At 54.7% G+C, this 25,779-nt stretch carries 26 protein-coding genes and 1 riboswitch; of the genes, 17 read left to right on the top strand and 9 right to left on the bottom strand.

Annotated features, from left to right (window positions below; translation table 11 throughout):
- Positions 1 to 39 precede the first annotated feature (39 nt).
- From L0666_RS05950 to L0666_RS05935, 4 genes are all read left to right on the top strand, one after another.
- Positions 40 to 1,074, top strand: a complete 1,035-nt coding sequence (locus L0666_RS05950; protein ID WP_235259393.1) for an RluA family pseudouridine synthase — start codon at positions 40 to 42, stop codon at positions 1,072 to 1,074.
- A 3-nt stretch (positions 1,075 to 1,077) separates the two neighbouring features.
- On the top strand, positions 1,078 to 1,404 hold the full coding sequence (locus L0666_RS05945) for a hypothetical protein (protein ID WP_235259392.1): 327 nt from the start codon (positions 1,078 to 1,080) through the stop codon (positions 1,402 to 1,404).
- 209 nt (positions 1,405 to 1,613) lie between these two features.
- On the top strand, positions 1,614 to 2,510 hold the full coding sequence (rpoH, locus tag L0666_RS05940; RefSeq protein WP_235259391.1) for an RNA polymerase sigma factor RpoH: 897 nt from the start codon (positions 1,614 to 1,616) through the stop codon (positions 2,508 to 2,510).
- 123 nt (positions 2,511 to 2,633) lie between these two features.
- Entirely contained in the window at positions 2,634 to 2,948 is a 315-nt protein-coding gene (locus L0666_RS05935) for a DUF4389 domain-containing protein (protein WP_235259390.1), read from the top strand.
- Between the two features lie 97 nt (positions 2,949 to 3,045).
- Here L0666_RS05935 and L0666_RS05930 read toward each other — a convergent pair whose 3' ends face one another.
- The 3 genes from L0666_RS05930 to L0666_RS05920 form a co-directional block, all read right to left on the bottom strand.
- Entirely contained in the window at positions 3,046 to 4,845 is a 1,800-nt protein-coding gene (locus tag L0666_RS05930; protein ID WP_235259389.1) for a M3 family oligoendopeptidase, read from the bottom strand.
- Between the two features lie 129 nt (positions 4,846 to 4,974).
- Entirely contained in the window at positions 4,975 to 5,922 is a 948-nt protein-coding gene (locus L0666_RS05925; RefSeq protein WP_235259388.1) for an alpha/beta hydrolase, read from the bottom strand.
- A gap of 1 nt (position 5,923) precedes the next feature.
- Positions 5,924 to 6,214 (bottom strand): SCP2 sterol-binding domain-containing protein, encoded by a 291-nt coding sequence (locus L0666_RS05920; protein WP_216036348.1) that lies wholly within the window; start codon positions 6,212 to 6,214, stop codon positions 5,924 to 5,926.
- A gap of 68 nt (positions 6,215 to 6,282) precedes the next feature.
- Between L0666_RS05920 and L0666_RS05915 the strand changes: the two genes are divergently transcribed.
- The 5 genes from L0666_RS05915 to L0666_RS05895 all read left to right on the top strand — a co-directional run bounded on the left by L0666_RS05915 (position 6,283) and on the right by L0666_RS05895 (position 11,059).
- Positions 6,283 to 6,870, top strand: coding sequence for a tetratricopeptide repeat protein (locus L0666_RS05915; RefSeq protein WP_235259387.1), 588 nt, complete (start codon positions 6,283 to 6,285; stop codon positions 6,868 to 6,870).
- Between the two features lie 21 nt (positions 6,871 to 6,891).
- On the top strand, positions 6,892 to 9,585 hold the full coding sequence (locus L0666_RS05910) for a helicase-related protein (protein WP_235259386.1): 2,694 nt from the start codon (positions 6,892 to 6,894) through the stop codon (positions 9,583 to 9,585).
- The gene (locus L0666_RS05905; RefSeq protein WP_235259385.1) at positions 9,582 to 9,947 is read left to right on the top strand and encodes an RNA-binding S4 domain-containing protein; all 366 of its coding nucleotides are present in this window, start codon (positions 9,582 to 9,584) and stop codon (positions 9,945 to 9,947) included. Before L0666_RS05910 ends, L0666_RS05905 begins: the two co-directional genes overlap by 4 nt.
- A 90-nt stretch (positions 9,948 to 10,037) precedes the next feature.
- The gene (gene fdxA / locus L0666_RS05900) at positions 10,038 to 10,373 is read left to right on the top strand and encodes a ferredoxin FdxA (protein WP_216036352.1); all 336 of its coding nucleotides are present in this window, start codon (positions 10,038 to 10,040) and stop codon (positions 10,371 to 10,373) included.
- Positions 10,374 to 10,546: 173 nt separating this feature from the next.
- On the top strand, positions 10,547 to 11,059 hold the full coding sequence (locus tag L0666_RS05895) for a CarD family transcriptional regulator (RefSeq protein ID WP_216036353.1): 513 nt from the start codon (positions 10,547 to 10,549) through the stop codon (positions 11,057 to 11,059).
- Positions 11,060 to 11,134: 75 nt separating this feature from the next.
- Here the strand turns inward: L0666_RS05895 and purD are convergent, their stop codons facing one another.
- Positions 11,135 to 12,397 carry a phosphoribosylamine--glycine ligase gene (gene purD / locus L0666_RS05890; protein WP_235259384.1) on the bottom strand — a complete coding sequence of 421 codons (1,263 nt, stop codon included), beginning with the start codon at positions 12,395 to 12,397 and terminating at the stop codon, positions 11,135 to 11,137.
- A gap of 65 nt (positions 12,398 to 12,462) precedes the next feature.
- Here purD and xseA point away from each other — a divergent pair, with 65 nt between their 5' ends.
- A complete protein-coding gene (gene xseA, locus L0666_RS05885; RefSeq protein ID WP_235259383.1) occupies positions 12,463 to 14,028 on the top strand; it encodes an exodeoxyribonuclease VII large subunit in 1,566 nt (521 codons plus the stop codon).
- 7 nt (positions 14,029 to 14,035) lie between these two features.
- On the opposite strand, the gene L0666_RS05880 is transcribed toward xseA, so the two are convergent.
- Together L0666_RS05880 and L0666_RS05875 are read right to left on the bottom strand one after the other, a co-directional pair.
- Positions 14,036 to 14,428 carry a hypothetical protein gene (locus L0666_RS05880; protein ID WP_235259382.1) on the bottom strand — a complete coding sequence of 131 codons (393 nt, stop codon included), beginning with the start codon at positions 14,426 to 14,428 and terminating at the stop codon, positions 14,036 to 14,038.
- A 55-nt stretch (positions 14,429 to 14,483) separates the two neighbouring features.
- Positions 14,484 to 15,506, bottom strand: a complete 1,023-nt coding sequence (locus tag L0666_RS05875) for an alkane 1-monooxygenase (RefSeq protein ID WP_235259381.1) — start codon at positions 15,504 to 15,506, stop codon at positions 14,484 to 14,486.
- 201 nt (positions 15,507 to 15,707) lie between these two features.
- Between L0666_RS05875 and ftsY the strand changes: the two genes are divergently transcribed.
- Genes ftsY through L0666_RS05850 form a run of 5 tightly spaced genes read left to right on the top strand, consistent with a single transcriptional unit; the run spans position 15,708 to position 20,780 of the window.
- Positions 15,708 to 17,396, top strand: a complete 1,689-nt coding sequence (ftsY, locus tag L0666_RS05870) for a signal recognition particle-docking protein FtsY (RefSeq protein WP_235259380.1) — start codon at positions 15,708 to 15,710, stop codon at positions 17,394 to 17,396.
- On the top strand, positions 17,393 to 18,322 hold the full coding sequence (locus L0666_RS05865; protein ID WP_235259379.1) for a hypothetical protein: 930 nt from the start codon (positions 17,393 to 17,395) through the stop codon (positions 18,320 to 18,322). The genes ftsY and L0666_RS05865 overlap by 4 nt, the downstream gene beginning before the upstream one ends.
- Positions 18,323 to 18,324: 2 nt before the next feature.
- A complete protein-coding gene (locus L0666_RS05860; RefSeq protein WP_235259378.1) occupies positions 18,325 to 19,254 on the top strand; it encodes a hypothetical protein in 930 nt (309 codons plus the stop codon).
- A 5-nt stretch (positions 19,255 to 19,259) separates the two neighbouring features.
- Positions 19,260 to 20,162, top strand: a complete 903-nt coding sequence (locus tag L0666_RS05855) for a DMT family transporter (RefSeq protein ID WP_235259377.1) — start codon at positions 19,260 to 19,262, stop codon at positions 20,160 to 20,162.
- Between the two features lie 9 nt (positions 20,163 to 20,171).
- Positions 20,172 to 20,780, top strand: a complete 609-nt coding sequence (locus L0666_RS05850; protein ID WP_235259376.1) for an inner membrane-spanning protein YciB — start codon at positions 20,172 to 20,174, stop codon at positions 20,778 to 20,780.
- Here the strand turns inward: L0666_RS05850 and L0666_RS05845 are convergent.
- Complete coding sequence (locus L0666_RS05845; RefSeq protein ID WP_235259375.1) at positions 20,777 to 21,058, bottom strand: PilZ domain-containing protein; 282 nt, start codon at positions 21,056 to 21,058, stop codon at positions 20,777 to 20,779. The genes L0666_RS05850 and L0666_RS05845 overlap by 4 nt on opposite strands.
- A gap of 53 nt (positions 21,059 to 21,111) precedes the next feature.
- The gene (locus tag L0666_RS05840; protein ID WP_235259374.1) at positions 21,112 to 21,810 is read right to left on the bottom strand and encodes a glutathione S-transferase N-terminal domain-containing protein; all 699 of its coding nucleotides are present in this window, start codon (positions 21,808 to 21,810) and stop codon (positions 21,112 to 21,114) included.
- Between the two features lie 81 nt (positions 21,811 to 21,891).
- Positions 21,892 to 21,969: riboswitch (SAM riboswitch) on the top strand.
- A 49-nt stretch (positions 21,970 to 22,018) separates the two neighbouring features.
- Between L0666_RS05840 and L0666_RS05835 the strand changes: the two genes are divergently transcribed.
- The gene (locus L0666_RS05835; protein ID WP_235259373.1) at positions 22,019 to 23,212 is read left to right on the top strand and encodes an aminotransferase class V-fold PLP-dependent enzyme; all 1,194 of its coding nucleotides are present in this window, start codon (positions 22,019 to 22,021) and stop codon (positions 23,210 to 23,212) included.
- A gap of 133 nt (positions 23,213 to 23,345) precedes the next feature.
- Entirely contained in the window at positions 23,346 to 24,449 is a 1,104-nt protein-coding gene (gene folE2, locus L0666_RS05830) for a GTP cyclohydrolase FolE2 (RefSeq protein WP_235259372.1), read from the top strand.
- A gap of 158 nt (positions 24,450 to 24,607) precedes the next feature.
- On the opposite strand, the gene L0666_RS05825 is transcribed toward folE2, so the two are convergent.
- Positions 24,608 to 25,567, bottom strand: a complete 960-nt coding sequence (locus L0666_RS05825; RefSeq protein ID WP_235259371.1) for a collagen-binding domain-containing protein — start codon at positions 25,565 to 25,567, stop codon at positions 24,608 to 24,610.
- Positions 25,568 to 25,779: the final 212 nt, after the last annotated feature.

Below are 25,779 nucleotides of genomic sequence, written 5' to 3'. Positions count from 1 at the left end.
TTGCGTGACATGGTCGTCGCGCTGGCCTAAGAGGCGTTTATGACTTCTCAAACTGTGACATTCACCATCTCCGAGAATCCGGCCCCACGGCTGGACAAAGCGCTTGCGCGCGATGTGCCCATCGAGGCGTCGCTTAGCCGATCCCGGTTGATGCGGCTGTTGGCCGATGGCGCGGTAAAGGTGAACGGTGCGGTTGTGACGGATCCACGCGCAAAGCCGGTTGAGGGCGACGCCGTTGAGATCGTTGTCGAAATTGCGGATGATTACCATGTCGCGGGCGAAGATATTCCACTGGATGTGGTGTTTGAGGACGACGATCTGATTGTCATCAACAAGCCCACGGGCATGGTGGTTCATCCGGCCCCCGGTACGCCGTCGGGCACATTGGTGAACGCACTTTTACACCATTGTGGTGACGCGCTTTCTGGCGTGGGTGGCGAAAAGCGCCCGGGTATCGTGCACCGCATTGATAAAGAAACCAGCGGGCTTTTGGTTGTCGCCAAAACCGATCGAGCGCATCACGGCCTCGCCGCGCAATTTGAGGCCCACACCGTTGAACGCCATTACCGTGCAATTTGCTATGGTGTGCCTGATTCCGCAGACCCTCGGGTGCGGGGCATCAAAGGGGCATCCTTTGAGCCCGGCAATATTTTGAAACTGCAAACGCAACTGGCGCGTCATAAACATGACCGCCAGAAACAGGCCGTGGTTTGGCACAATGGCCGCCATGCGGTCACGCGTGCCCGAATTGTTGAGCCATTGGGCTCACCCGCCGTTGCCGCACTGCTGGATTGTTGGCTGGAAACGGGCCGCACGCACCAAATTCGGGTGCATTTGGCCCATGCGGGTCACGGTTTAATTGGCGATCCGACCTATGGCGGTCGCCGCAAGCTGTCTGAAAAAGCCGTTGGAGAAGCAGGTCGCGAAGCTGCCCGCATATTCCCGCGCCAAGCGCTGCACGCTGCGACACTAGGGTTCGAGCACCCCGTAACCAAAGAAATGATCCGTTTCGAGGCACCGATGCCCGACGACATGGACGAACTGATCGCCGCCTTAAACGCGTCAAAGGACTAAGACATGCCCCAAGCAGATCTCAAGTATTCAGTGGATATGAAGATTGATGCGGTTGCGTTGTTGGCTGCAATCGAAGCCGAGATAAGTGACTTTGATAGCGGGGCAGGTGACTGCAAGGGGCGCGCCTATCCGGCAGCTGAATTCAATCACACTCATGTTTTCCTGACGGTTAGGGTTTTGGACAAACCACATCGCGATGCCGCGTTTATGCAGGCATTGTTGGAAAAGCTGACGAGTGTTGTGGACCAACATATTGAGCAGTCGTGCAGCCGTTCGGTTGAGCTTGCATTTTTGCCCAAAACTTATGCGACGGGTAAGGTTTCGGTTTAATTCTACTGAAACAATCTTTCCCATGTGCGTGAGCGCGCAGAAACAACTCTGGTCATCTGTTCATACACCCTTAAATCTATTTTACGAAAACTGAACGAAACGGTCTTGAATTGGGCATGCTGCATACCCATATCCATGTTAAGGCCGTAAACATAATAGGCATTGCGCCATATAAACAACGGCGATCGACAATAATTTAGGGGGACACTATGAGCTCTTATTCAAATCTACCGGCGCCATCACCCGAGCAGGGGTTGAACCGCTACATGCAAGACATCCGCAAGTTCCCAATGCTGGAACCGGATGAAGAATATATGCTGGCAAAACGCTGGGTGGACCATGAGGACACCGAAGCGGCCCATAAAATGGTTACATCACACCTGCGTTTAGCAGCAAAAATCGCCATGGGCTATCGTGGCTACGGTTTGCCACAAGCCGAGGTTATCTCGGAAGCGAACGTTGGCCTGATGCAGGCTGTGAAACGTTTTGACCCTGAAAAGGGCTTCCGCCTTGCGACCTACGCTATGTGGTGGATCCGTGCGTCCATTCAGGAATACGTGCTGCGCAGCTGGTCTATGGTTAAGCTGGGCACAACCTCCGCGCAAAAGAAGCTGTTCTTCAACCTGCGCAAAGCCAAGAACCGTATTGGTGCCTTAGAAGAGGGTGATCTGCGCCCTGAGAACGTCGAACGCATCGCCAATGACCTTGGCGTGACAGAGGATGAAGTGATCTCAATGAACCGCCGGATGTCCGGTGGGGATGCATCGCTGAACGCAACTGTCGGTTCCGAGGGCGAAGGCACCATGCAGTGGCAAGATTGGTTAGAAGACGAATCCGCCGACCAAGCGGGTGACTATGAGGCGAAAGACGAACTCGACATGCGTCGTGAACTTATGGCCGAGGCTATGGACGTTCTAAATGACCGTGAAAAAGACATTCTGATGCAGCGCCGCCTAACCGAAAAAGCGGTGACGCTTGAAGAACTCAGCGGTCAGTACGACGTAAGCCGCGAACGAATTCGCCAAATCGAAGTGCGTGCGTTCGAGAAACTGCAAGCCAAAATGCAAACATTGGCCCGCGAAAAGGGCATGTTGCCAGCGGCATAAACTTCCCTCCCGCAGAGGCGCCGACCGCAAGGTTGGCGCCTTTTGTATTCGGGGGACAAAATTGTTGTGGTTTATGCGGCGGACGCCAAACGTTAGACTTGCCGGAACAAGGAGATTCGAACGATGGCTGATCCGCATGAATTTGACGACGTAATGCCGGAAAACACGTCCCGCCGTGAACCGGAAGAACCTGTTCAGGAGAACCTGTTCACGCGGCTTATCTATATGATCATTATTGCGTTCATGATCTCGTTTGCGGGCACTGTTATTGGTGTGCTGGCGTTGATCCAGTTCATAATAATGCTGGCGAGCAATAAACAGCCCAACGAGCGGATTGCGGAACTAGGCACCGACGTCGGGATTTGGGTTGCCAAGGCGACGCGGTATCAGACGGCTGCATCAGAGGTTAAGCCGTGGCCTTGGACCGAACTAGACTAGCGCGCACCCAAGCTACCGGTGACAGATTGATTGCAATCGAGGGAAGAGGCGGCCTCTTCCCTCGATGTAATTCTAAGCTATCGTAAAGGAAGCGAAACTAGCCTTCCATCGCTTCCAGTTCATCAATCATGCTTTCGATCATGCCAAGGCCCTTGGCCCAGAATTTAGGGTCAGAGGCGTCCAGACCAAACGGTTCCAGCAGTTCTTTGTGGTGCTTGGATCCGCCAGCTTTGAGCATGTCAAAGTACTTGTCTTTGAACTCTTCGCCCATATCCTCATAGACCGCATAAAGCGCGTTCACGAGGCCGTCGCCAAACGCGTAAGCATAGACGTAGAAGGGCGAGTGGACGAAGTGCGGGATATAGGCCCAGAACGTTTCATAGCCATCCATGAAATTGAACACTGGGCCGAGGCTTTCGCCTTGAACGGACATCCACAGTTCGTTGATGTCATCGGGCGTAAGTTCGCCGTTTCCGCGTGCATCGTGGAGTTTGCATTCAAAGTCATAGAACGCGATCTGGCGAACGACGGTGTTGATCATGTCCTCGACTTTACCGGCGAGCAGAACTTTGCGTTCTTCTTGGGTTTCCGCCTGATCCAAAAGTTTGCGGAACGTCAGCATTTCCCCAAATACAGAAGCAGTTTCAGCAAGGGTCAGCGGAGTAGAGCTGAGCAGTTCGCCTTGTTCCGCGGCCAAAACCTGATGCACGCCGTGGCCCAGTTCGTGGGCAAGCGTCATAACATCACGAGGCTTACCGAGGTAGTTTAGCATGACATAAGGGTGCACGGTTGTGACTGTTGGATGCGCAAACGCACCCGGCGCTTTGCCTTCCTTGACGCCAGCGTCGATCCAGCCGTCTGTGAAGAACGGTTTGGCGATTTCGGCCATGCGCGGGTCAAAAGCGGCGTAGGCGTCCATGACTGTGGTTTCGGCTTCGTCCCATGACACGGTGCGGTCGGCTTCCATAGGGAGGGGCGCGTTGCGGTCCCAAACTTCCATGGTTTCAAGGCCCATCCACTTGGCTTTCAGCGCATAATAGCGGTGCGAAAGACGTGGGTATGCGTCAACGACAGCGTTGCGCAGCGCTTCGACCACTTCGGGTTCCACATGGTTGGACAGGTGGCGGCCTGCTTGTGGTGATGGCATGCCGCGCCAGCGGTCTTCGATCTCTTTTTCCTTGGCGAGCGTGTTGTGGACACGGGCGAACAAGCCGACCTGCTCACCAAAAACGCGGGCCAATTCACGTGCCCCGGCTTCGCGTTTGCTGCGATCCTGTTCGGACAGAAGGTTAAGTGTACCTTCGATGTTCAATTCTTCGCCGTCGACCGTGAACTTTAGCCCTGCAATGGTTTCATCAAACAGTTTGTTCCATGCGGATGTCCCGACAACGGATTGATCGTGCAGGAATTTTTCTAACTCATCAGACAGTTGGTAGGGGCGCATCGCGCGCATCCGGTCCATGATGGGCTTGTAGCGGGCAAGGTCCGCATTTGCAGAGAGAAGACCGTCAACATGCGTGTCTTCGAGACGGTTAAATTCAAGTCCGTAGAACACAAGCGGGGTCGTAAACGTGGTGATCTTGTCCTGCATATCAGACATGAATTGTGCACGTTTTGGGTCTGTCGTGTGCTGATAATACCGCAACCCTGCATAGGACATGATCCGACCCGCAGTGATGTCAATTTGTTCATATCGTTTAACCGCTTCGAGCAATCCGGCAGCGTCTAGGGCGCTAAGTTTGCCTTCATAGTCTTCAGCAAAGCTGCTGCAGGCAGTTTCGAGCCAGTCAAGATCGCTCAAAAGCTCTTTGGCGTTAGGACTTGGGTACAGGTCGGTCAAATTCCATTCCGGAAGATCACCAAATGCGTCGCCAGATGAGGCGTTCGCATCAAACATGCGGGGATCAGTTGCGGGACGGGGAGTGAAAACTGGGAATGACATAGCGCCTCACGTGTTGGTGTTTCCCCTTATGTAGGGGCGCGTGGGCGGCTTGACCATGGGGCGGCGTGGCCGAGTGTCAGAAAGTCAGGCCATTTCCGGTGAATGTGCAGAAAACAGCGCAGCTGCACCGTCAAGAACGCGTGTGCGAATGTCAGGCACTTCCATCAGCACTTCATGACGGCCTTTTTCTAGCACCACCAGTTCGCCATTCGGCCAGTTGGCCATGCGTTCGTAAATACGGGTCGGGTCTACGATAGCCTCATCTGATCCAAGGAATGTAAGACACGGGATGTCAGGGGACGGGCGCTGAGCCAGCACCCGCATTTCGCGCAGCGATTCATTAAGCCAATGCAGCGATGGGCCGCCAAGAGCCAGGTCCGGCTGCACCTTTAACTGTTGTTGCAGAATATCGAAATTCGCAGTGTCGGACGTCAACGTGTTGTCGTCGGCTGTTGCGCGCAACACATATGTTTCGGCTTGCTGACCCGGGGCGAACACTCCACCAAAGCCAAGTTGTTTGCTGACCGAGCTGAGACCCCAAGCGATAGGCCGCAATGCAGGAGACATTTTGATTCCCCACATAGGGGCCGAAAAAACTGCGGATTTGACGGGGAGACCCTCATAGAGGGACCGCAATCCGATGCAGCCCCCCATGGAATGGGCAAGCAGATGGTAAGGTTCGGGCAAGCCAAGGGATTTGACGTGCAAAAGTGCAGCTTTCACATCAAGTTGGTAGTCTTCAAAGACATCAACATGGCCGACCGCACGATTTGGCAGAAGGCGATCTGCAATTCCCTGACCGCGCCAATCAATCGCCACACAAGCAAACCCTCGCTTTGTAAGCTCGGTCGCCGTGCGGCCATATTTTTCGATGTACTCAGTACGCCCGGGGAAAATTAAGACAGTTCCCTGAGCGTTCGGGGTAGGCCAATGGCCCACCCGAATGCGGACCCCATCCACGGTGGTCAACCAATGGCAAATCCCGTCGGAATTGCCTGCAATATCAGCGTGGTAGGGGGCCGCTTGAGACATGTTAAGCCAATGCTCCTGCAAGTTTCATGGCAAGGCCCATGTCACCATCGATTGTCAGTTTGCCGGTCATGAATGCGGCTGTTGGATTTTGCTCGCCTTCAAGAATCGCTTGGAACGTGTCGGCATCAGCGCTCAAGATGACGTCTGCTTCGTCATCAGATTCGCGCGCGCCGTCAGCGTCGACAACGATTGCGCCTTCGCCTTCGATCTCGAACTTTGCGGTGCCGTCAAAGCCGGAACCGCCGATTTTATCGTTCAGGGCTGTTACAGCTTGGGAAATTACGTCGCTCATAGTTTGGTCAATCCTTCGGTTGCAGGCCTCGGTATTGTGAACAGTTTGCGTTCAGGCCCTCTGGTATCATGCGCATGATGCGCTACACTCTCACTATGGGCATTAAGAAACAGCTTCTCAATTCTATCCTTACGGCACTTTTTTTTGGAGTAGGGATTTCCACACCCGTTTGGTCGCAAACCGAACGATTGGATACGCTATTTGAACGTCTTCTTGAGGCGGAGCCCGAGGACGTGGCCCGCATCGAAGACCAAATCATGACTGAATGGAGCAAAAGCGCATCACCTGCGATGGATTTGCTGCTGCGCCGAGGTGAAGACGCCATCGATGAGGGCATGCCTGAAGTCGCCTTGGAACATTTCAGCGCTTTGGTCGATCATGCGCCAGATTTCGCCGAAGGCTACAATGCCCGCGCGGCGGCATATTACCAACTTGGACTTTATGGGCCGGCAATTGATGATTTGCGTCAGGTCTTGGTGCTTGAACCGCGGCACTTCGGGGCAATGATTGGCGTGGCGGTGATTCTCGAAGAATTGGAGCGGCCAGAAGATGCGCTTGAAGTTTGGCAACGTGTTGCAGCCTTTAGCCCGTCTGCCCCAGAAGTCGCTGCCATGATTGAACGGCTAGAAGTACAACTGTCTGGCGAAGCTCTCTAATTCGGTATCGGAATCGTAACTATGACCAATCGAGGCCGGATCACGGCTGTCTTGGGGCCTACAAACACGGGCAAAACCCACTACGCAATCGAACGTATGTTGGCGCATCGCACAGGCGTTATTGGTTTGCCGCTGCGTCTATTGGCGCGCGAAGTCTATGACCGGATCGTCGCCATTCGCGGCCCGAGTGTTGTGGCGTTGGTCACAGGCGAAGAACGCATCGTGCCACCGCGGGCTGCCTATTGGGTCTGCACTGTGGAAGCGATGCCCGAAGATATGGGCGCGGATTTCGTAGCGATTGATGAAATCCAGCTGTGCGCGGATCTCGACCGTGGCCATGTCTTTACCGACCGGTTGCTTCGTATGCGTGGCCTGCAAGAGACCCTTTTCATGGGGGCCGAGACGATGTGGGGCGCGATTGCGTCCATGGTGCCTGAGGCCGAGTTCCTGAAACGGGATCGTTTTAGTACGCTAACGTATTCAGGTTCCAAAAAGATAAGTCGGATGCAGCCAAGATCCGCGATCGTTGGGTTTTCGGTTGAAAATTGCTATGCCATCGCAGAGCTTTTGCGCCGTCAAAAGGGCGGTGCTGCGGTGGTTATGGGGGCATTAAGCCCCAGAACCCGCAATGCCCAAGTGGAGATGTATCAGAACGGGGATGTAGATTATCTTGTGGCGACGGATGCCATCGGAATGGGGCTTAACCTAGATATCGACCACGTCGCGTTTTCCAGCCTCACCAAATTCGACGGCCGCCGCATGCGCCATTTGATGCCCAATGAGCTGGCGCAAATCGCGGGGCGGGCAGGGCGTCATATGAACAACGGTACATTTGGCGTCACGGGCGAAGCCCCGACTTTGGACGAAGACGTTGTTGATGCAATTTCAAACAACCAGTTCGCGCCGGTCAAAAAGCTGCAGTGGCGCAACGCGCGGTTGCAGTTCGGATCTACGGCGCGACTGATACAAACGCTCGAAGAGAGAACAGATGATCCTTGGTTAACTCGCGTGCGCGAAAGCGATGATCTTGGCGCGCTCAAGGCTTTATCCGCAGACGCAGAAGTCGCAGCGCGGGCAACAGATGGCCCATCGGTGCGCTTGTTGTGGGATGTTTGTCGTATTCCGGATTTTCGGGGAATCAGCCATGCTGAACACGCGCTGCTTTTGACCGAGATTTACAATTTCTTGCATGAATCTGGCCGTGTGCCAAATGAATGGCTGGCTGGGCGGGTGAACCGAATTGATCGCACAGATGGGGACATTGACGCTCTGTCCAAAAGACTCGCCTATATCCGCACATGGACCTACGTTGCGCAACGCAATGGCTGGGTCCAAGACGAAAGCCATTGGCGTGACGCGACGCGCGCTGTAGAAGACCGTTTATCAGATGCCCTGCATGAGCGTCTGACAGCAAGATTTGTGGACCGGCGGACCAGTGTTCTGCTTCGCCGGCTCAACCAAAAGGAGGGCCTCGTGGCCGACGTAAACGACAAAGGTGAAGTGACTGTCGAAGGGCAGTTTGTTGGTAAAATCGAGGGGTTCCGGTTCCGTCAGGATAAGAACGCCAGCGCGGAAGAGGCGAAAACAATTCGCGCCGCGTCCATTCAGGCGTTGGCGCCGCAGTTCCATCTGCGCGCGGATCGTTTCTACAACGCCCCCGACACAGAAATTGATTTCACCGAGCAAGGTGGCCTGATGTGGGGTGCCGAAGCCGTCGGTAAGCTGACCAGCGGCGATGATCCGCTCAAGCCTCGCGTTGAAGCCTTTGTTGATGACGAAGCTGGCGCTGATGTGGCTGAAAAGGTCCAGCGCCGTTTGCAGCATTTTATTGACCGCAAGATCGCGTCCGCGTTCGAGCCAATGATCAAAATGCAGGCTGACGAGACGCTGACTGGTCTCGCGAAAGGTTTCGCGTTCCGAATGGCCGAAGGGTTTGGCGTTCTGCCACGCGGAGACGTTGCTGAAGATGTCAAAGCGTTGGACCAAGATGCCCGTGGTGCTTTGCGCAAACATGGTGTGCGTTTCGGCCAGTTCACGATTTTCATGCCGTTGTTGCTAAAGCCAGCGCCGACGCGTCTTCGGTTGGTTTTGTGGTCTCTTTCCAAGGGTTTGCAGGACTTTCCAGAAGCTCCGCCCCCGGGTCTTGTAACTGTACCAACGATTTCCGGACTCGAGCCTGGAACCTACGCGATGTCTGGCTACCGCGCCGCTGGTGAGCGTGCGATCCGCATCGATATGTTGGAACGCTTGGCTGATATGCTGCGCGACCAGAACACACGCGCTGGGTTTGAGGCGACCGCAGATATGCTGTCGATCACGGGCATGACGCTTGAGCAATTCGCAAACCTAATGGAAGGCCTTGGTTACAAGGCAGAAAAAGGTGAACGCGAAAAGGTGAAGGCTGTTGTTGATGCTCCTGCCGATGACGTGCCAGCCAACCCGATTCCAGAGGGTGAGACGGCAGCCGTTGCCGAAGAAGATGCCCCTGAAATGGAAGTATTCTACACGATCTCTTGGGCACCAAAGCGTCAGCAACGTCCGCAAGGTGACAAACCCCAGCGCCGTGGCCCACCGAAAGGCAAGGGCGGCAAAAAGGGTGGCAAACCTCAGCGTGACAAAGCGCAGAACTTCTCTGCGCGTCCTCCCAAGAAAGAAAAAGCTATCGATCCGGACAACCCGTTCGCGGCTGCTTTGGCGGGGCTTAAGAAAGATTGAGCGAGGCGGACACACTCCGTTTAGACAAATGGCTCTGGCACGCGCGATTCTTTAAGTCGCGCGGGCTGGCCGCAGCACTGGTCAAATCGGGGCGGTGTCGTGTCGATGGCACACCCGTTTCCAAACCAAGCCGTACAATTAGCGCCGGTGTGGTTCTGACCTTCCCGAAAGAAGACGAAGTACGGGTGATTAGGGTCGTAGGGCTAGGTGTTCGACGTGGGCCAGCACCAGAAGCCCAAGCCCTATACGAAGATTTAACTCCAGCGCGAGAACCGAAAGTTAACCCTTTAGAACATAGGGTTGGTGGCCGTCCGACTAAGAAGGACCGCCGCGACATGGACATTCTGAAAGGGTCGCGGTGATGCTGCCGCCATGTCGGCCCTTGAAGGCAGGGCAGGTGAGCGTTAGAGACGTCGCGAAACAAGTTCTACACCCATATATTTGGACGCCCCATGACATACATCGTCAACGATAACTGCATCGCCTGTAAATACACCGACTGTGTCGAAGTTTGCCCCGTAGATTGCTTCTATGAGGGTGAAAACATGTTGGTGATCCACCCAGACGAATGCATCGATTGTGGTGTGTGTGAGCCAGAATGCCCCGCTGACGCGATCCGCCCTGACACAGAGCCGGACATGGAAAAGTGGGTTGAGTTCAACCGCAAGTATTCCGAGATGTGGCCGGTCATCATTACGAAGAAAGACCAATTGCCGAATGCCGAAGAGATGGACGGCAAAGAAGGCAAGATGGAGCTGTTCTCCGAAGCGCCAGGCGAAGGCGGCTGAAACGCTACGTTGTAACGCTTTCGTTTCCTGTGGGAATCAGGCGTTTTTTATGATATGGTGGCTTCAATGCCGCGTAATTGTTGATCCAGATATGAAGATGTACTGACGGAGACCGCATGGTCCCCGCCGGTCTTTTTGTGTCTGGTGATGCTGCTTTGAGGAAAGGAAATCTCATGGCGAAGAAGAAGTACGATTATAGCCCGAACGATTTTGTAGTTTATCCGGCCCATGGTGTCGGAAAAATCGTTTCGATTGAAACACAGGAAATTGCTGGGTTCGAACTGGAAATGTTCGTGATTGCGTTCGAAAAGGATAAGATGACCCTGCGCGTTCCAACCAACAAAGCCGAAGAAGTCGGTATGCGTAGCCTTGCGTCTGCTGACGTTGTTGCGGACGCGATGAGAACCCTCAAAGGCAAGGCCAAGGTCAAGAAAGCCATGTGGTCCCGTCGCGCACAGGAATATGAGCAAAAGATCAACTCTGGCGATCTGATCGCGATTGCCGAAGTTGTGCGTGATTTGCACCGCGCCGATGATCAGCGTGAGCAAAGCTATTCCGAACGTCAGCTTTATGAGGCTGCATTGGAACGCCTGACCCGTGAAATTGCGGCAGTCGGCAATGGCAATGAAACAGATGCCAACGCTGAGATCATGGAAACGCTACAAAGTCGCGCATCCGCCGCTTAAGTGTCTTTCAGGCAATGAAAAACCCGCGCTTTCATCAACGAAAGCGCGGGTTTTTGTATTTTCATGGGTGCGGCCTTAGAGGGCGCGGTGCCCGATATCAGAGCGGTAGAATCCTTCGGGCCAATTGATCTGGCGTGTCATGGCATAGGCTTTGGCATGTGCGTCCTTGAGTGTCGCGCCCCGCGCCGTGATGTTCAAAACCCGCCCTCCAGTTGCAATGACTTGGCCGTCTTTTTCTGCGGTTCCTGCGTGGAATGTCATTTCCAACGACGTCTCGGGCAGATCGTCCAAGCCGTTAATTACGCTGCCTTTTTCATAAGCCCCGGGATAACCGTCCGCAGCCATGACAATGGTCATCGCGTGATCGTCCGCCCAGTTTGGCGTGACTTCATCCAGACGGTTCTCGGCGCAGGCCAAAAGCAGATCAAGCGCCTGAGCCCCCAACCGCATCATCAAGACCTGACATTCCGGATCACCAAATCGCACGTTGTATTCCACAAGGCGCGGCTGACCGTTTTCGATCATCAGGCCCGCGTAAAGGATGCCTTCGAACGGTGTGCCACGCGCAGCCATTTCAGCTACGGTTGGGCGCACGATTTCGGCCAAGGCCTTTTCTGCGATAGCGTCTGTCAGGACAGGGGCAGGGGAATAGGCGCCCATGCCGCCGGTGTTCGGGCCTTCGTCACCATCAAAAGCGCGTTTGTGGTCTTGGGCTGTGCCAACAGGCAGAACGGTTTTGCCGTCACATAGGATAAAGAACGATGCTTCTTCGCCAGTCATGAATTCTTCGATCACGACCTCAGCACCGGCATCGCCAAATTGACCGCCCAGCATATCATCCACCGCAGCAAGTGCCGTGTCCAGTTCCATAGCCACGACGACCCCTTTGCCCGCTGCAAGACCATCGGCTTTGATGACAATTGGCGCGCCTTGCTGCGTGACATAGGCTTTAGCTGCCTCAGCATCCGTAAAATGCGCATAGCCAGCGGTTGGCGCATCGCAGGCATCGCAAATCGCTTTGGTAAAGGATTTAGATGATTCCAGCTGCGCGGCCGCTTTGGAACAGCCAAACACCAACACTCCGTCAGCACGCAGCGTATCGGCAACGCCCGCGGCGAGGGGGGCTTCTGGCCCGATGATGACGAAATCGATTTTGTTCTCGACGCAAAAGGACGCCACAGCGTCCCCGTCTTCAATGTTAATCGCAGCACAATCTGCAATCTGGGCTATTCCAGCGTTTCCTGGTGCTACAATCAAGCGATCACATTTGGGGTTCTGTTTTACAGCCCATGCAAGGCTGTGCTCGCGTCCGCCGCCGCCCAAGATCAGGATGTTCATCTGGCAATTCCCTTCTGGTTTGGCGCGTTCTATGGTGCCAGAACTCCCAGCACAAGAGGCCGCCCTTGGACTTGATCGACGAACCCGAAAACGCAGGCAACACGCCAGAGTTTACAGTCAGCGAACTGTCAGGTGCGGTGAAGCGCACGATCGAGGGCGAATTTGGCCATGTCCGTGTCAAAGGTGAAGTGGGGCGTGTGGTTCTAGCACGGTCTGGCCACATGTACTTTGACCTCAAAGATGATCGTAATGTGCTGTCCTGCATGACGTGGAAAGGTCAAATGTCTGGCCTTGATGTGCGTCCGGAAGAGGGGATGGAAGTCGTTGTGTCGGGTCGTATGACCGCCTCTGGGTTCAAATCCCAGTATTCTTTGAATGTGCTGCAAGTGCAGGTGGCTGGGGTCGGCGCGTTGATGGCGATGCTCGACAAGCGCAAAAAAGCACTGGAAGCCGAAGGGCTTTTCGCTTCGGACCGCAAAACGGAGATTCCATACCTACCCGAAATTATTGGCGTCATTACGTCGCCGCAGGGGGCTGTAATTCGCGATATCCTGCATCGCTTGCGGGATCGGTTCCCGCGCAAGGTGCTGGTTTGGCCCGTCGCCGTTCAGGGCAAAGAATGTGCCCCGCAAGTGGCCCGCGCGATTGCTGGGTTTAACACAATGTCCAAGGGCGGGGCTTTGCCGCGGCCCGATTTGATCATTGTGGCGCGTGGTGGTGGGTCCATCGAAGACCTGTGGGGCTTCAACGAAGAGATCGTAGCCCGCGCGGCTGCTGCCAGCGAGATACCGTTGATTTCCGCCGTTGGACACGAAACTGATACGACCTTGATTGATTACGTGTCCGATAGGCGTGCGCCAACACCGAGTGCCGCAGCGGAAATGGCTGTGCCAGTGCGCCTTGAACTCATGGCAGGAGTGGATCAACTGGGCGCACGGGCGTCTCGTTCTGTGGGCGAGGGGGTCACGCGGCGCAAACAACGTGTGGCCGATCTGGCGCGTGTTATGCCCAAGCCACAACAATTGGTCGAGGATGCGCGCCAACGGTTCGACTACTGGTCTGAAAAATTGGATTCGGTTCTGATTGGACGCATCAAAGACGGGCGTTTGCGTTTGGGTGAGGCGTCTGGCCTTTTGCGGCCTTCGGTGCTGAACACACAAATGCAGCGCCATCGCGAACGTCTTGCGGGCTGGGACGCTCGAATGGCCCCAGCGTTGGGGCGCACGAGTTCTCAGGCCAAAAGGGATTTGGATCAACAGACGCGCCGATTGCGACCTGACGTGCTTTTGTCGGTTTCAAGCCGTTCAACCAAAGATCTTTCGGCGGTCGTGCAGCGTCTTACAACTGCCGCATCGACACAAACCGAACGCAACCGCAGCCGATTGCGCGCATTGGACCGGATGCATGAGACGCTGGGTTATCGTGAGACGCTCAAACGGGGTTACGCGGTTGTGCGAGGAGATGGCGAGGTCGTCACGACAACCAAAACTGCGGCAAAGGCCAAATCACTTGAGATTGAATTCGCCGATGGGACGATGGTTACGGGTGGAAGCCAAGGTCAGGCAATGCCCCCTAAAGCCAAACCTGCAAAGAAGAAACCTGATCCATCTGATCAAGGGTCGCTCTTTTAATGCAGTATTACGCGCCGACGCCGCCACAGACCAAAGGTTCCGATTCTATAGCCTGATAAAGCACGGTCGTTCCGGGCGTGTTCACATAATCCGCCCGAATTTTTCCGTCCACATCGTAGACCAACCAGCACTTCGGGATTTCGTCGTTTTCATATACAAAGCAAATGCTTGGCCCTGTGTCATGGGCTTCTTCGTACCATTCACCTGCGACGCATTCACCGCCGACGAATGACCAAATAACGCGCCGGTTCGGGGCGTAGTACTCTGTTCCAAAAGGCGCCGTTTCTGCCGAGAACGTCAAAGTTTTTCCTTCGACCATGGCTTCGAATTCGTCGCCTGACATTGGAGTTTCTGCAAGAGCAGGGGCTGCGAGTAGCGATAAGAGCAATAAGTATTTCATGCGCCAACTGTGCCAGAGCATTTCAGCGCTTACTAGTTAAACTATCGCATGCTGCTTAGCCGGCGGGGGCCTGCCATTCTTTGGTGCGCGGGTCCATGACCCGACGCCAATAGCGTGGGAAAAGCGCAAGCGTGGCCATCACTGGCAAAGATCTCGGTAGCATCGGCATGTTTTCATCCAGCCTTAGGGTCGGATAAGGGCGAACTGGATTCGCGTGGTGATCGGAATGGCGTGGTGCATTCAGCATCAAAGCCGATGACATTGGCTGAGGCGCGTTCCAAGAATGACGCGCATTTACGGGCTCAGGCTTACCGTTTGACATAATGCGTCGCGACAGTCCGTAGTGCTGCACGTAATCTGAAAGCATCAACTGTGTCTGTGAAAAGGATGCCAGAAGGATTGCCGCGAGCACGCCTTTCAGTCCACCTATGAGGGCCGCCAAAACCACGAAACCAACTGCACCTCCAACATAGGCAACATAGGGGTGGCGGTACCAAGGCCGACCCAATCGCGGGAACCGTTTGTTTTCGGCGCGCAGTCCTTCTTTGAAACTTCCGATCCAGGCGCGGGGTAAGAACCGGTAAAATCCTTCGCCCAAACGCGCTGTGTTTGGGTCTGAAGGGGTTCCTACGTGAACATGATGGACCAGCGTATGGGCGGACAAATGATGGCCAAAAAGGATTGAGATGTAGATCCAACGGCCTGCACGGCGCAGCCAACGGCCCGGTCGATGGATCAATTCATGTGCATTCGAATTGCTCACTTGCCCCATAAAGAGCGCCGCACCTTGGAAAACAGCAAGCTTTTCCCAAAGGACAAGAGCCGTCCAACCGGACAATGCAGCAATGACCAAGACCCAAAGTGCAAAGTGCACTATCGCAAGCGCAATCGAGAGGCGGTCCGCCGCTGGAAATTCATCCCCCTCGACGGTTGGCAGTGTCGCCGTAATTAACCGATCCAAAAACGCGGTCAGAAGGGTCATCCAAATCAGCCCAGCCAAGGCCCAAACACCGCCCCATATCGCACCCGCAGCGACCAAGGCTGGCGCGGTGAGAGTAACGGCAGTGAATATTGGCATTGGATTTCGCAAAATTCTGATCCTGCAGGTTGGGTGGTCAAGGCGTTAACCTTTATTGGGCTTCAGGTTAACCTATTGATTGTGGTTTTTGTACGGTGGAAGGCCCCGACAAACGTGCAAGAAGTGGAATAATTGTGCACCGTGGGTTTCACCTGCCTTATTAGGCCATTAGGTATTACAAAACCTTTAGCGGAGCCCTGAATGGCGTTTTTTAAAAAGCTCAAAGATCGATTGTTCAAATCCTCATCCAAAATTGAGGATGGATTGGATGCCATTGTCAGCGATGGAGGCGTCGAGGAGAACGTCGAAACCGATCTAGAGACCGTTGATAATGATGCGGTAGAACGTGCCGAAGCCGAAGCAATTGCGGCGGCCGAAGCAGAAGCAAAAGCGGTTGCCGCAGCAGAGGCGGCAGCGGCAGAAGCACAAGCCGCAGCTGAGGCGCAAGCCGCATTGCAAGCACAGGCCGATGCCGACGAAGCCCGCCGCGTAGAAGCAGCAAAGCAAGAAGAGCTAAAACGCGAAGCTGACGCAGCCCGAGAAGCACAGGTCGAGCAAGACCGACTAGCCGCCGAAAGTGCTGCCGCAGCCGCCGAGGCCGAAGCAGAAGCCCAAAAAGCTCGAGAAGAACAAGCCCGCCGTGCAGAACAGTTAGCGGCCGAAAGCGAAGCCGCAGCAAAGGCCGAAGCCCAAGCTGCGGCTGCTGAAGCAGAACGTCAGGCTGCCGAGCGCGTCGCCGAAGCTGAACGAGTAGCCCTCGAAGCGAAACAAGCGCAGGAAGCGCAAGCTGCTGAAGAAGCGCGCCGCGCCGAAGAGGCGCAACAGGCCGCAGAAGCCAAGCTGGCGCAAGAGGCACGTTTGGCAGACGAAGCCCGAGAGGCTGAAGAAGCCCGCGTCGCCGAAGCTGCGCGGCAAGCAGAAGTGGCGCGCAAAGCAGCAGAAATTCGCGAGGCTGAAAATGCCAAACTTGAAGAAGACCGAAAGGCCCAAGAGGCAGCAGCTAAACCCGGTCTTATTGGGCGCCTTCTGGGGAGAGGTGAAAAGAAGACCGTCGTGCGTCGCGAACTCGATGACGACATGTTGGAACAGCTCGAAGAGCTTCTGATCACCGCCGACATGGGTGTCGATACCGCGCTTCGTGTCACCGCGAATATGGCCGAAGGTCGTTTCGGAAAGAGGCTTTCTACACAAGAAATCAAAGAGCTATTGGCGTCCGAAGTTGCCCGTATCATGGAACCAGTAGCGCGCCCTATGCCGCTCTACCCGACCAAGCCGCAGGTGGTTTTGGTTGTGGGCGTGAACGGGTCAGGGAAGACGACGACCATCGGTAAGCTCGCCAGCCAGTTTCAGGCTGCTGGCAAAAAGGTTGTCATTGCAGCGGGCGACACATTCCGCGCGGCCGCAGTGGAACAATTGCAGGTGTGGGGTGAACGCGCTGGCGTTCCGGTTCTTACGGCGCCCGAAGGCAGCGACCCCGCGTCACTGGCCTATGATGCCATGGAACAGGCAGCTCAAGACGGGGCCGATCTGTTGATGATCGATACAGCTGGACGATTGCAAAACCGTGCCGACCTGATGGAAGAACTGTCAAAAATCGTACGCGTCATCCGCAAAAAAGACCCCGACGCACCCCACAATACTTTGCTCGTGCTTGATGCGACCACGGGTCAAAATGCCTTGAGCCAAGTAAAAACGTTCCAAGAGCTGGCCGACGTCAGTGGCTTGGTGATGACAAAACTGGACGGGACCGCGAAGGGCGGCGTCTTGGTCGCTTTGGCTGATAAGTTCGGCCTGCCGATCCATGCGATCGGCGTGGGTGAACAGATTGACGACCTCGCCCCGTTTGATCCTGAAGAATTTGCCGCAGCTTTGACTGGACTTGACCGATGAAACAGCTCTTTTTAGTCGGACTTCTTGCGTTCAGCACGCCGACCTATGCCCAAGAACGCATGTCTTCAGAAGAATGCCTTCTGTCGGTCGAAGCCGTTGAAACATTGCTCGGCCTTCCTGTCAGCGGCGTTCATGCTGAAGCAGACGACGAAGGATGGTGCGCGGTCCAAGATCTGATTTTAAAGACAGACCCAAGGCAAAGCGTTCGTATCGACACGTTGCGGTGGCGCGCTGGCGGTATCGAGCGGTTGCTCGATGATGGGCTGCCTCCGCGGTCGATCGAAATGGTTGGCGAAGGGTTCGCTGTCGTCCCGCAGACCGGCGACGCGGTTATGGATTATCTTATCGGGCTGCAAACGAGTGTCGCTGAATCCGGGTTCGGATTTTTGGTGCGTTGGGACGGCGTGCAAAACACTCTCATGATCGAGGACCTGTATGTCGACATCTATGAAGGAAACCGGATCGAAGCTTCGGCACGGATCGACAATATCGATCTGACTGATTCCCAAACAATTCAGGCGAGTGTTGGTTCGATGGGCCTAAGTGACCTTTTGATAACCAGCGATTTCGACGGCTGGTTCGAAACATTTGCCGCCATGGCGCTTGGTGCGGCTTTGTTGGACAGTGACGGCCCGTCACCAGAAAGGCAGGTCGCTTCTCTCAAAACCCAAGCAGGTGAGTTCCTTGCTGAAATCCCTGATACGGTCTTGCCGGATGCCAGTGAACAGGCCCTTGTGGAATTCATTCACGCATTGCCTCAACCGCGCGGAACCTTGCGGTTCCAATTGGATGCGGACCCACCGATCGGGGCAGCGCGCATGGCGCCGCTTGCTTTGCTGGGCGGGGAGCCTACACAGCAGCAGATTATCGACCTCGGCCTAGAAGGCGTGGACCTGTTTGTTACTTGGACCCCAACGGGAGATTAGTCATGAGACACCTTGTACCAGCTGCGCTTATTGCTTTTACCGCTTTGCCTGCAGCGGCGTTTGACAGGATGTCACGCAGTGATTGTCAGGATGGCGTGCAAAGGGTTTTTGATCTTGTCTCGTACCAGAGCGAGACAAAAAACGCGGCCATACAAGATGCAATCCGGACCATTCGAACCACGCCGCAAGGATGGTGCGAGTTTACAGTCACAAACGCGACCGACCACCTGAACTTCAGCTCAATCGAATGGCGTTTGGACGAAAGCATTCGTTGGACAAACGGGGGGATACCTCCGCTTGGTGTTGAAGTGCGTGTATTTGATGTGCGTCCTGATGAGATGCAAGGCGGCGGTGAAACAACCCGCCCACCTGTCGATATAGAAGCGACATTGCGCCAAATCCCCGAGGCTGGGATGATAGTCGTTGAACGCGCCGTTATGGAAAACGGTGCAGGCGATAGTTTGGCCGTTTCAGGCGTGTTTGAACGGGTCTTCTTGTCGTCGTCGTCAATGATGCAAGTTTCCATGGGATCAGCCGCGTTCAAGGCTGGATTGATGACCCTGACGTTGGATGGGACCCATGAAAACCCATTTGGGTTTGGTGTCTCGGTTGAAATGCGCGGAGATCCTCAAGCTCAATTCGATGCGGCCTTTGATACGCTGTCATCCTTGCCAGACGGCGTCGTTGATGATGCATCGCGTGCGGAATTGACGGCCTTCGCAAGCGATCTGCCCAAACCAATTGGCACCCTTGAAGTGTCTGTGGACTCAGAGGCTGGTTTGGGCTTGATGCAAGTCGTGATGTCGATGGCAACGATGGCAACTGACATAATGGACGAAAGCGGCAGCGCGACGCAAAACCCGATGGAAATCCTGTTTCACGGACTGACAGTGTCTGCCAATTGGAGCCCTGACGCTCAAAACGCCGATTAAGCGCGATGTCAGATTGGATTATCAATCTTTCCGGTACGCCTGCAGGGGCGGCATGGGCAACGGCTTTGGCGTTGATGTCGGCTCTGGCTCACGCTGTGTTCGGGGCGCTGCAAAAAGGACGCCATGATCCGTGGCTTATGCGTGGGTCAATTGATGCGTCTTTGATTGTCATTTCCGCGCCTGTTGCTTTGTTCATGGTCCCTTGGCCGAATGGCCCAACCTTCGTGATGTTGCTTGGTGCGATGGTAGTTCACTTTGCTTACAAAATGACGGTCGCGCTGGCATATGAACGGGCGGCCTATACGGTCGTCTATCCGGTTATCCGTGGCACGGGGCCACTGGTGACGGTGATCGGCGCGAGCTTATTGTTTCATGAGCATTTCGCACCGCTGCAATGGGCCGGTGTCGTGCTATTGTCTGCCGCAATGATGATGCTAGCACTGCGTAATATGTCTGCTGAACAGGTTGATCTGCGTGGGCTGAAAATCGGGTTGCTTTGGGCCTTTGCTGGCGGAATCCTGGTTGCGATCTATACGGTTTGGGATGCCTACGGTATCCGTCAAAGCCCGGATCCCTTTACATTTTTGGCTTGGTTTTTCTTTCTGACCGCACTGGATTTTCCTATTCTGGCGGCCTTTCGATATCGCCGCACGGGCGCGCCAGGTGGTATAGGTTCTTTGATCCGTCGCGGAATGGCCGGCGCCATGATCGCTTGGGTCAGTTTTGGCGGGGTGATGCTTGCGACCCGTCTTGGCGGCGTTGGCGAAGCAGCGGTGCTAAGGGAAACATCAACGGTCTTTGCTGCCCTGATTGGTTGGTTCGTTTTGGGCGAAACTGTTGGGCCACGTCGCTTAATCTTGATGGGTTTAATCGCTTTGGGGGCTGTAATGGTCCAAGTTGGGGGTTAAGTGGGGCACATGAGTGAGAAAAAGATAAACCCCGTGTTGAAACAAGTCCTCGAACTTGGGCCAACGATTGTGTTCTTCCTGTTGTATCTGCGGATCAAGGATGAGGTCTATACATTCGCCGGAACCGAGTATTCTGGTTTCATTGTCGCGACGATCATCTTTGTGCCAATTCTTTTGGCCGCGATGGGAATTCTATGGTTCCTCACAGGAAAACTGAGCAGAATTCAGGTGTTTACCGCCTTTATGGTTATCTTTTTTGGTGCGCTCACGGCGTGGTTCAACGACGAGCGTTTCTTCAAAATGAAAACCAGCATCGTAAATGGATTGTTCGCTGTGATCCTTGGCGCAGGTCTGTTGCGCGGCAAAAGCCTGTTGAAATACGTGATGGGTGAAGTACTGCCGATGGAAGACGAAGGGTGGATGAAGCTGACCAAGCGTCTGGCGATAGGTTTTGCCGTATTGGCAATTGCCAACGAAATTATCTGGCGAACCATGTCGACTGATGCATGGGTTAAGATCGAAACCTTCGGCTTTCCGCTGGCATTGTTCTTGTATCTTTGGGCGCAGATTGTGACTCTACAGCAATACGTGATCGAACCCGAGGCTGAAGAAACCTAAGCGGGGGCCGTCAGAACACGGATCGAGTTGAGGCCTTCACGAGACAAGCGGTTTTCAAATTTTAGACCTGTCATGCGTGCCATGGTCCACATAGCTGTCGCACGGGTCTGACCTGATCCGTAATCAAGAACAAATGTATCACCCTTTTTTACAGCTGGCGCGCCAAGGACACAGCCACCCCCTTGGCTGATATTGCACAAGGTGGCTGCAAACATTTCGGGCCCTTTGCGAAGCACGACAGGATACTTGGTTGGGTATCTTTTATCACGTTCTGACATCGGCCACTCCTGAACTCACCGTTCCATGGTCGTGCTTATTCGTTAATATTTAGTTAGCTGCGTGGTTTGAAAAGCGTATCTTGGGCCGCTTTATCTGGTTTGTAATCACCGCGTTTTTCAGCGGCAACGGCGCGGCCTGCAATCACAGCAGGACGCGCGGATACAGTTTCCAACCACCGTTTCATATGGGGTTTGTCGTCAAGCGTTTGCTGCTGGCCTTCCCAAAGAGATGCCCACCCCCAAATCGACATATCCGCGATGGAATAGAAATCGCCGGCCACATATTCGTGTTTCGCCAACTGGCGATCCAGAACCCCGTAGAGCCGCGCCGTTTCATTGCGATACCTGTCTTTGGCGTAAGGAATATCATTGGGCGGTGTCATGTTCGGCGCGTATTTCAAGAAGTGATGCGCTTGACCTGCCATGGGGCCAAGCCCACCCATCTGCCACATCAACCACTGATCCACCGCGATACGGTCGCGTTCAGTTGGGCCGCCGAATTGACCGGTCTTGCGGGCAAGGTACTGCAAGATGGCGCCGCTCTCAAAGATCGAGATCGGTTCACCATCCGGTCCATCCGGATCGGTGATTGCGGGCATCCGATTATTTGGCGCGATCTCCAAGAAATCAGGCTTGAATTGATCACCTGCACCGATGTCGATCAGGTTGACGCGGTAAGGCAGGCCCATCTCTTCGAGGGCGATGGTGGTTTTCCATCCGTTGGGGGTTGGCCAAAAATATAGATCAATCATCGCATAGGCTCCTTTTCTTGGCACAATGCCTGTTCCACGATTGGGCGCAAGGCAGTTGACGACTGGTTGTCGCAGGCGTATCCCCCCGTCAGTGGCGATTTGTTACCGGATTGCGGGCCACTTTAAATATGCCGCTAAAGAGGACAGGCGCAGCCCTGATACCTTTACCGGTGTCAGGGTTTTTGTTTGCCGTAGGAGGGCAATTCAAATGGGCACAGAGAAAAAGAATACTTGGAAGAAACGCACACGGGCCGTGCACGCAGGCACGCGCCGCAGCAGCTACGGCGAAGTCAGTGAAGCGATTTTCCTGACGCAGGGGTTTGTTTATCCGTCCGCCGAAGCCGCCGAAGCGCGCTTTGAGGCTTTAGGCGAGGATGAATTCATCTACGCCCGTTACGGCAACCCGACCGTTCGTATGTTCGAAGACCGCATGGCGGATCTTCTTGGGTATGAAGATGCATTTGCCTGCACATCTGGCATGGCCGCCGTATCCGGTGCGTTAACGGCATTGCTGAAGGCTGGCGATCACGTTGTTTCGTCGCGCGCCTTGTTTGGGTCGTGCCTTTATGTGCTAGAAGATATCCTTGCGCGGTTTGGCGTTGAAATCACTTTGGTCGATGGCACCGATAACGCTGCTTGGGACGCTGCGATCCGGCCGGACACGACATTGGTATTCCTTGAAAGCATCTCAAACCCGACGCTCGAAGTCGTCGACCTTACCCATGTTTGTAAGGCTGCCCACGCCGTTGGTGCCTTGGTCGTTGTTGATGATGCCATGGCCACGCCGATCTATTCTTATGCCGCCAAATGCGGTGCTGACTTGGCTGTCGTTTCGACAACAAAACACACTGACGGGCAGGGGCGTTTGTTGGGCGGTTTGATTGCGGGCAACAAGGATCTGATCCGCGGTCCCATCGAAGCCTACATGAAACACACGGGCGGAGCGATGAACCCGTTCACCGCGTGGACCCACCTCAAAGGGCTTGAAACCATTGATCTGCGGGTCAATCAGCAATCTGCGACGACACTCGCGATTGCCGAGGCGCTGGACGGCCACCCCAAACTTAACTCGGTCCGCTACCCGACCCACGCAGCGCACCCGCAACATGAACTTGCGCGCGCGCAAGCTGAAACAGGCGGCACCGTTATGGCGCTTGAGGTGAAGGGCGGTAAAGAGGCGTGTTTCAAATTCCTCAACGCACTGGAATTGTTCACGATCTCCAACAACTTTGCGGATGCAAAGTCTATCGTGACCCATCCGGCCACGACGACCCACCAACGGTTGCCACAAGACCAGAAGGACATGTTGGGAATTACGGGCGGATTGGTGCGTTTGTCTGCGGGCTTAGAAGACGCAGATGATCTGATCGACGATCTGATGGTAGCGCTAGACGCGATCTGACACAGTCGTCTGGCGTTTCCATCGATTTACAGTCATCCTTCGCTGCGCGACCAGTTTCAGGAGCCGTATAGTGGACAATTCCTCAAAACGACCCATCTTAGAAGTTCTAAGGGCGACGCCTGAAGGGACCGACATGACGGAACACACCAAGTCTTTTGACACCGAATTGACTCACGACGACGCCGCAGAGGCGCTCGAGCGGCTTCGCCATTGGGCGTCAACCGTCACCGATGAGGAAATCGCAGCCCTTGATCCTTTGGTGTCACGGCTTGTTCCCGGGCGCGAGGTGAGCAATTACCCAGCCCTTGCACGGGCCTATCCTGAAGAATTCGAAGCCGATGAAATCTATCGCGCAACGATGCCTGATCTGCAAAATGGCCCAAGCAGCCTGATCAAAGGCGCTAAACGGGCGATCCAGCATGTTGGCATTTCCAACTTCCGCCTGCCGATCCGGTTCCACACCCGCGATGGCGCCGATCTGGCTGTAGAAACCTCGGTCACGGGCACGGTTAGCCTTGAGGCGGAAAAGAAAGGCATCAACATGTCCCGCATTATGCGGACATTCTACAAACACGCGGAAGAAACGTTTAGTTTTGAAGTCATCGACGCCGCGCTGGACGCGTATAAGACTGACCTCGAGAGTTTTGACGCCCGCATCATGATGCGCATGTCCTTTCCGATGAAGGTGAATTCACTGCGTTCTGGGCTGGCTGGATATCAATACTACGACATCGCGCTTGAGCTGATCGAAACCGCAGGCAAACGCAAAAAGATCGTTCATCTTGACTACGTCTATTCGAGCACATGCCCTTGTTCGCTGGAATTGTCCGAACATGCCCGCCAGTTCCGTGGCCAACTCGCGACGCCGCATTCGCAACGCTCGGTTGCGCGCATTTCAGTGGAAATGGCTCCCGACGGTGAAATTCTGTGGTTCGAGGACTTGATCGATCTATGCCGTGTGGCCGTTCCGACGGAAACCCAAGTGATGGTGAAGCGCGAAGACGAACAGGCCTTTGCAGAACTCAACGCCGCCAACCCGATCTTTGTTGAAGATGCCGCACGCTTGTTTGCAGAGGGGTTACATGCGGACGCGCGCGTTCTCGATTATCGCGTGATCGCCAGCCATCAAGAAAGCCTACACAGCCATGACGCGGTGTCCGTGTTGACCGAAGGCAAAACGTTTGATGCCGAAAGCCTTGACCCGCGATTGTTCGCAACGTTGTTTCATGTTGGGTGACGGACGACCCGAAAAAGTGTGACCGCATCGTAGGTCCACTTAGAACCGTGTTTGACCGTTGCTGCACCTATGGCCCAAGTCATTGACCTAGGGCCGATCTTAGAACTTGTAGGGCAAAAGCAGCAGACGGATCGTGCCACCTAAGGCATAGGGTGCGATCAAGTGGTGCGACGACGCATTAAGCCAAGCCCACCGAGAGCAGCCAGTAGCATCCACGCAGCAGCCGGAAGCGGTACAGCTGAAACCTGCGCCGCTGGCAGGGTCCCGTCAAAAACTCCGGTCGTTCCATAGGGCCGCAATTCAACCCGTTGATTCAGGTTGAAGGCAACCAAAGTGCCGTCCATGCCGCCGGAACCCAAGGTCACGTCTGCAAAAGGTGAAAGGACGGAAAATCCGAATGTGCTGTTGATCTGAAGGTCCGAGGCTTCAAAGAAATTGAACAACACGGAGCTGTCGTCTTGGTTGAAATTACCAGACAGCGTTATGTTATCGCCAGCAAGGTTTAGAATTGTGGTCACACCGCTGACGAGGTTCAGGTTCGCCAAGTTGCCACCGGAAAGAAACGCCATGGTTGCTGCGGCATCAAGGTTAATTATGGCAATGTCTTCCAATGCATCTGTGCCACCCGCACCGCTTGTGATCGACTTCAGGTTAGGATCGCTGAAATCTACGCTCGCGCCGGCTGTATCGTCATACATCGAGAGAGCGCCGGACAGTTCTGTCATCGCTGCCGCAACATCATTTACTGCGATGGTCGTTCCTGTCGTCAGTCTTGCGTTCGAACCAGAAGAAACAGTGCCGGTGACTGCGCCGCCAACGACGATATCGCCTTGGCCGCCGTCGTTAAGACCGTTCGTGATGCTGCCACCTACAACTAGCGCGCCCGAAACGTCACCAACCGTTCCATCAGCGAGACCACGACTATTTGCATAAAAGCCAGAGCTGGCGACCAGATCGCCACCAACAAAAAGCGTGCCTTCAACGTGGTTAACTGTTGAGGTCATGTCATTCAGGACAATGCCGTTAAAACCGCTAAGGAGTTCAAGCGGATCCAACGTCGCTGCTTGAGCGACTGGCGCTGCGCAAATTAAAGCGGCGGTTACATACTTCTTAATCATAATTGGCACTCACAAACATTGAGGTTCAGCAGCAAATTCTTTTCATGCTCCTTAGAAAGCCAGTCGCGGTTGGGCGAAAGGGGAACTCAGGCGAAAATGGCTCATTTTTAACTGTTTTTAGGCGCTACGTCGCGTCACTTTACTCTCCCTGTCCGGGCTCAAGCACCCTAATTCGTGGCGCGATGGTACCAAGCTAGTCCCTCACTCTCTCG

Source organism: Octadecabacter algicola, from assembly GCF_021532625.1.
GTDB lineage: Bacteria > Pseudomonadota > Alphaproteobacteria > Rhodobacterales > Rhodobacteraceae > Octadecabacter > Octadecabacter algicola.
Note: the sequence above shows the minus strand (reverse complement) of the source record. Positions and strands in the feature narration are given on the sequence as shown.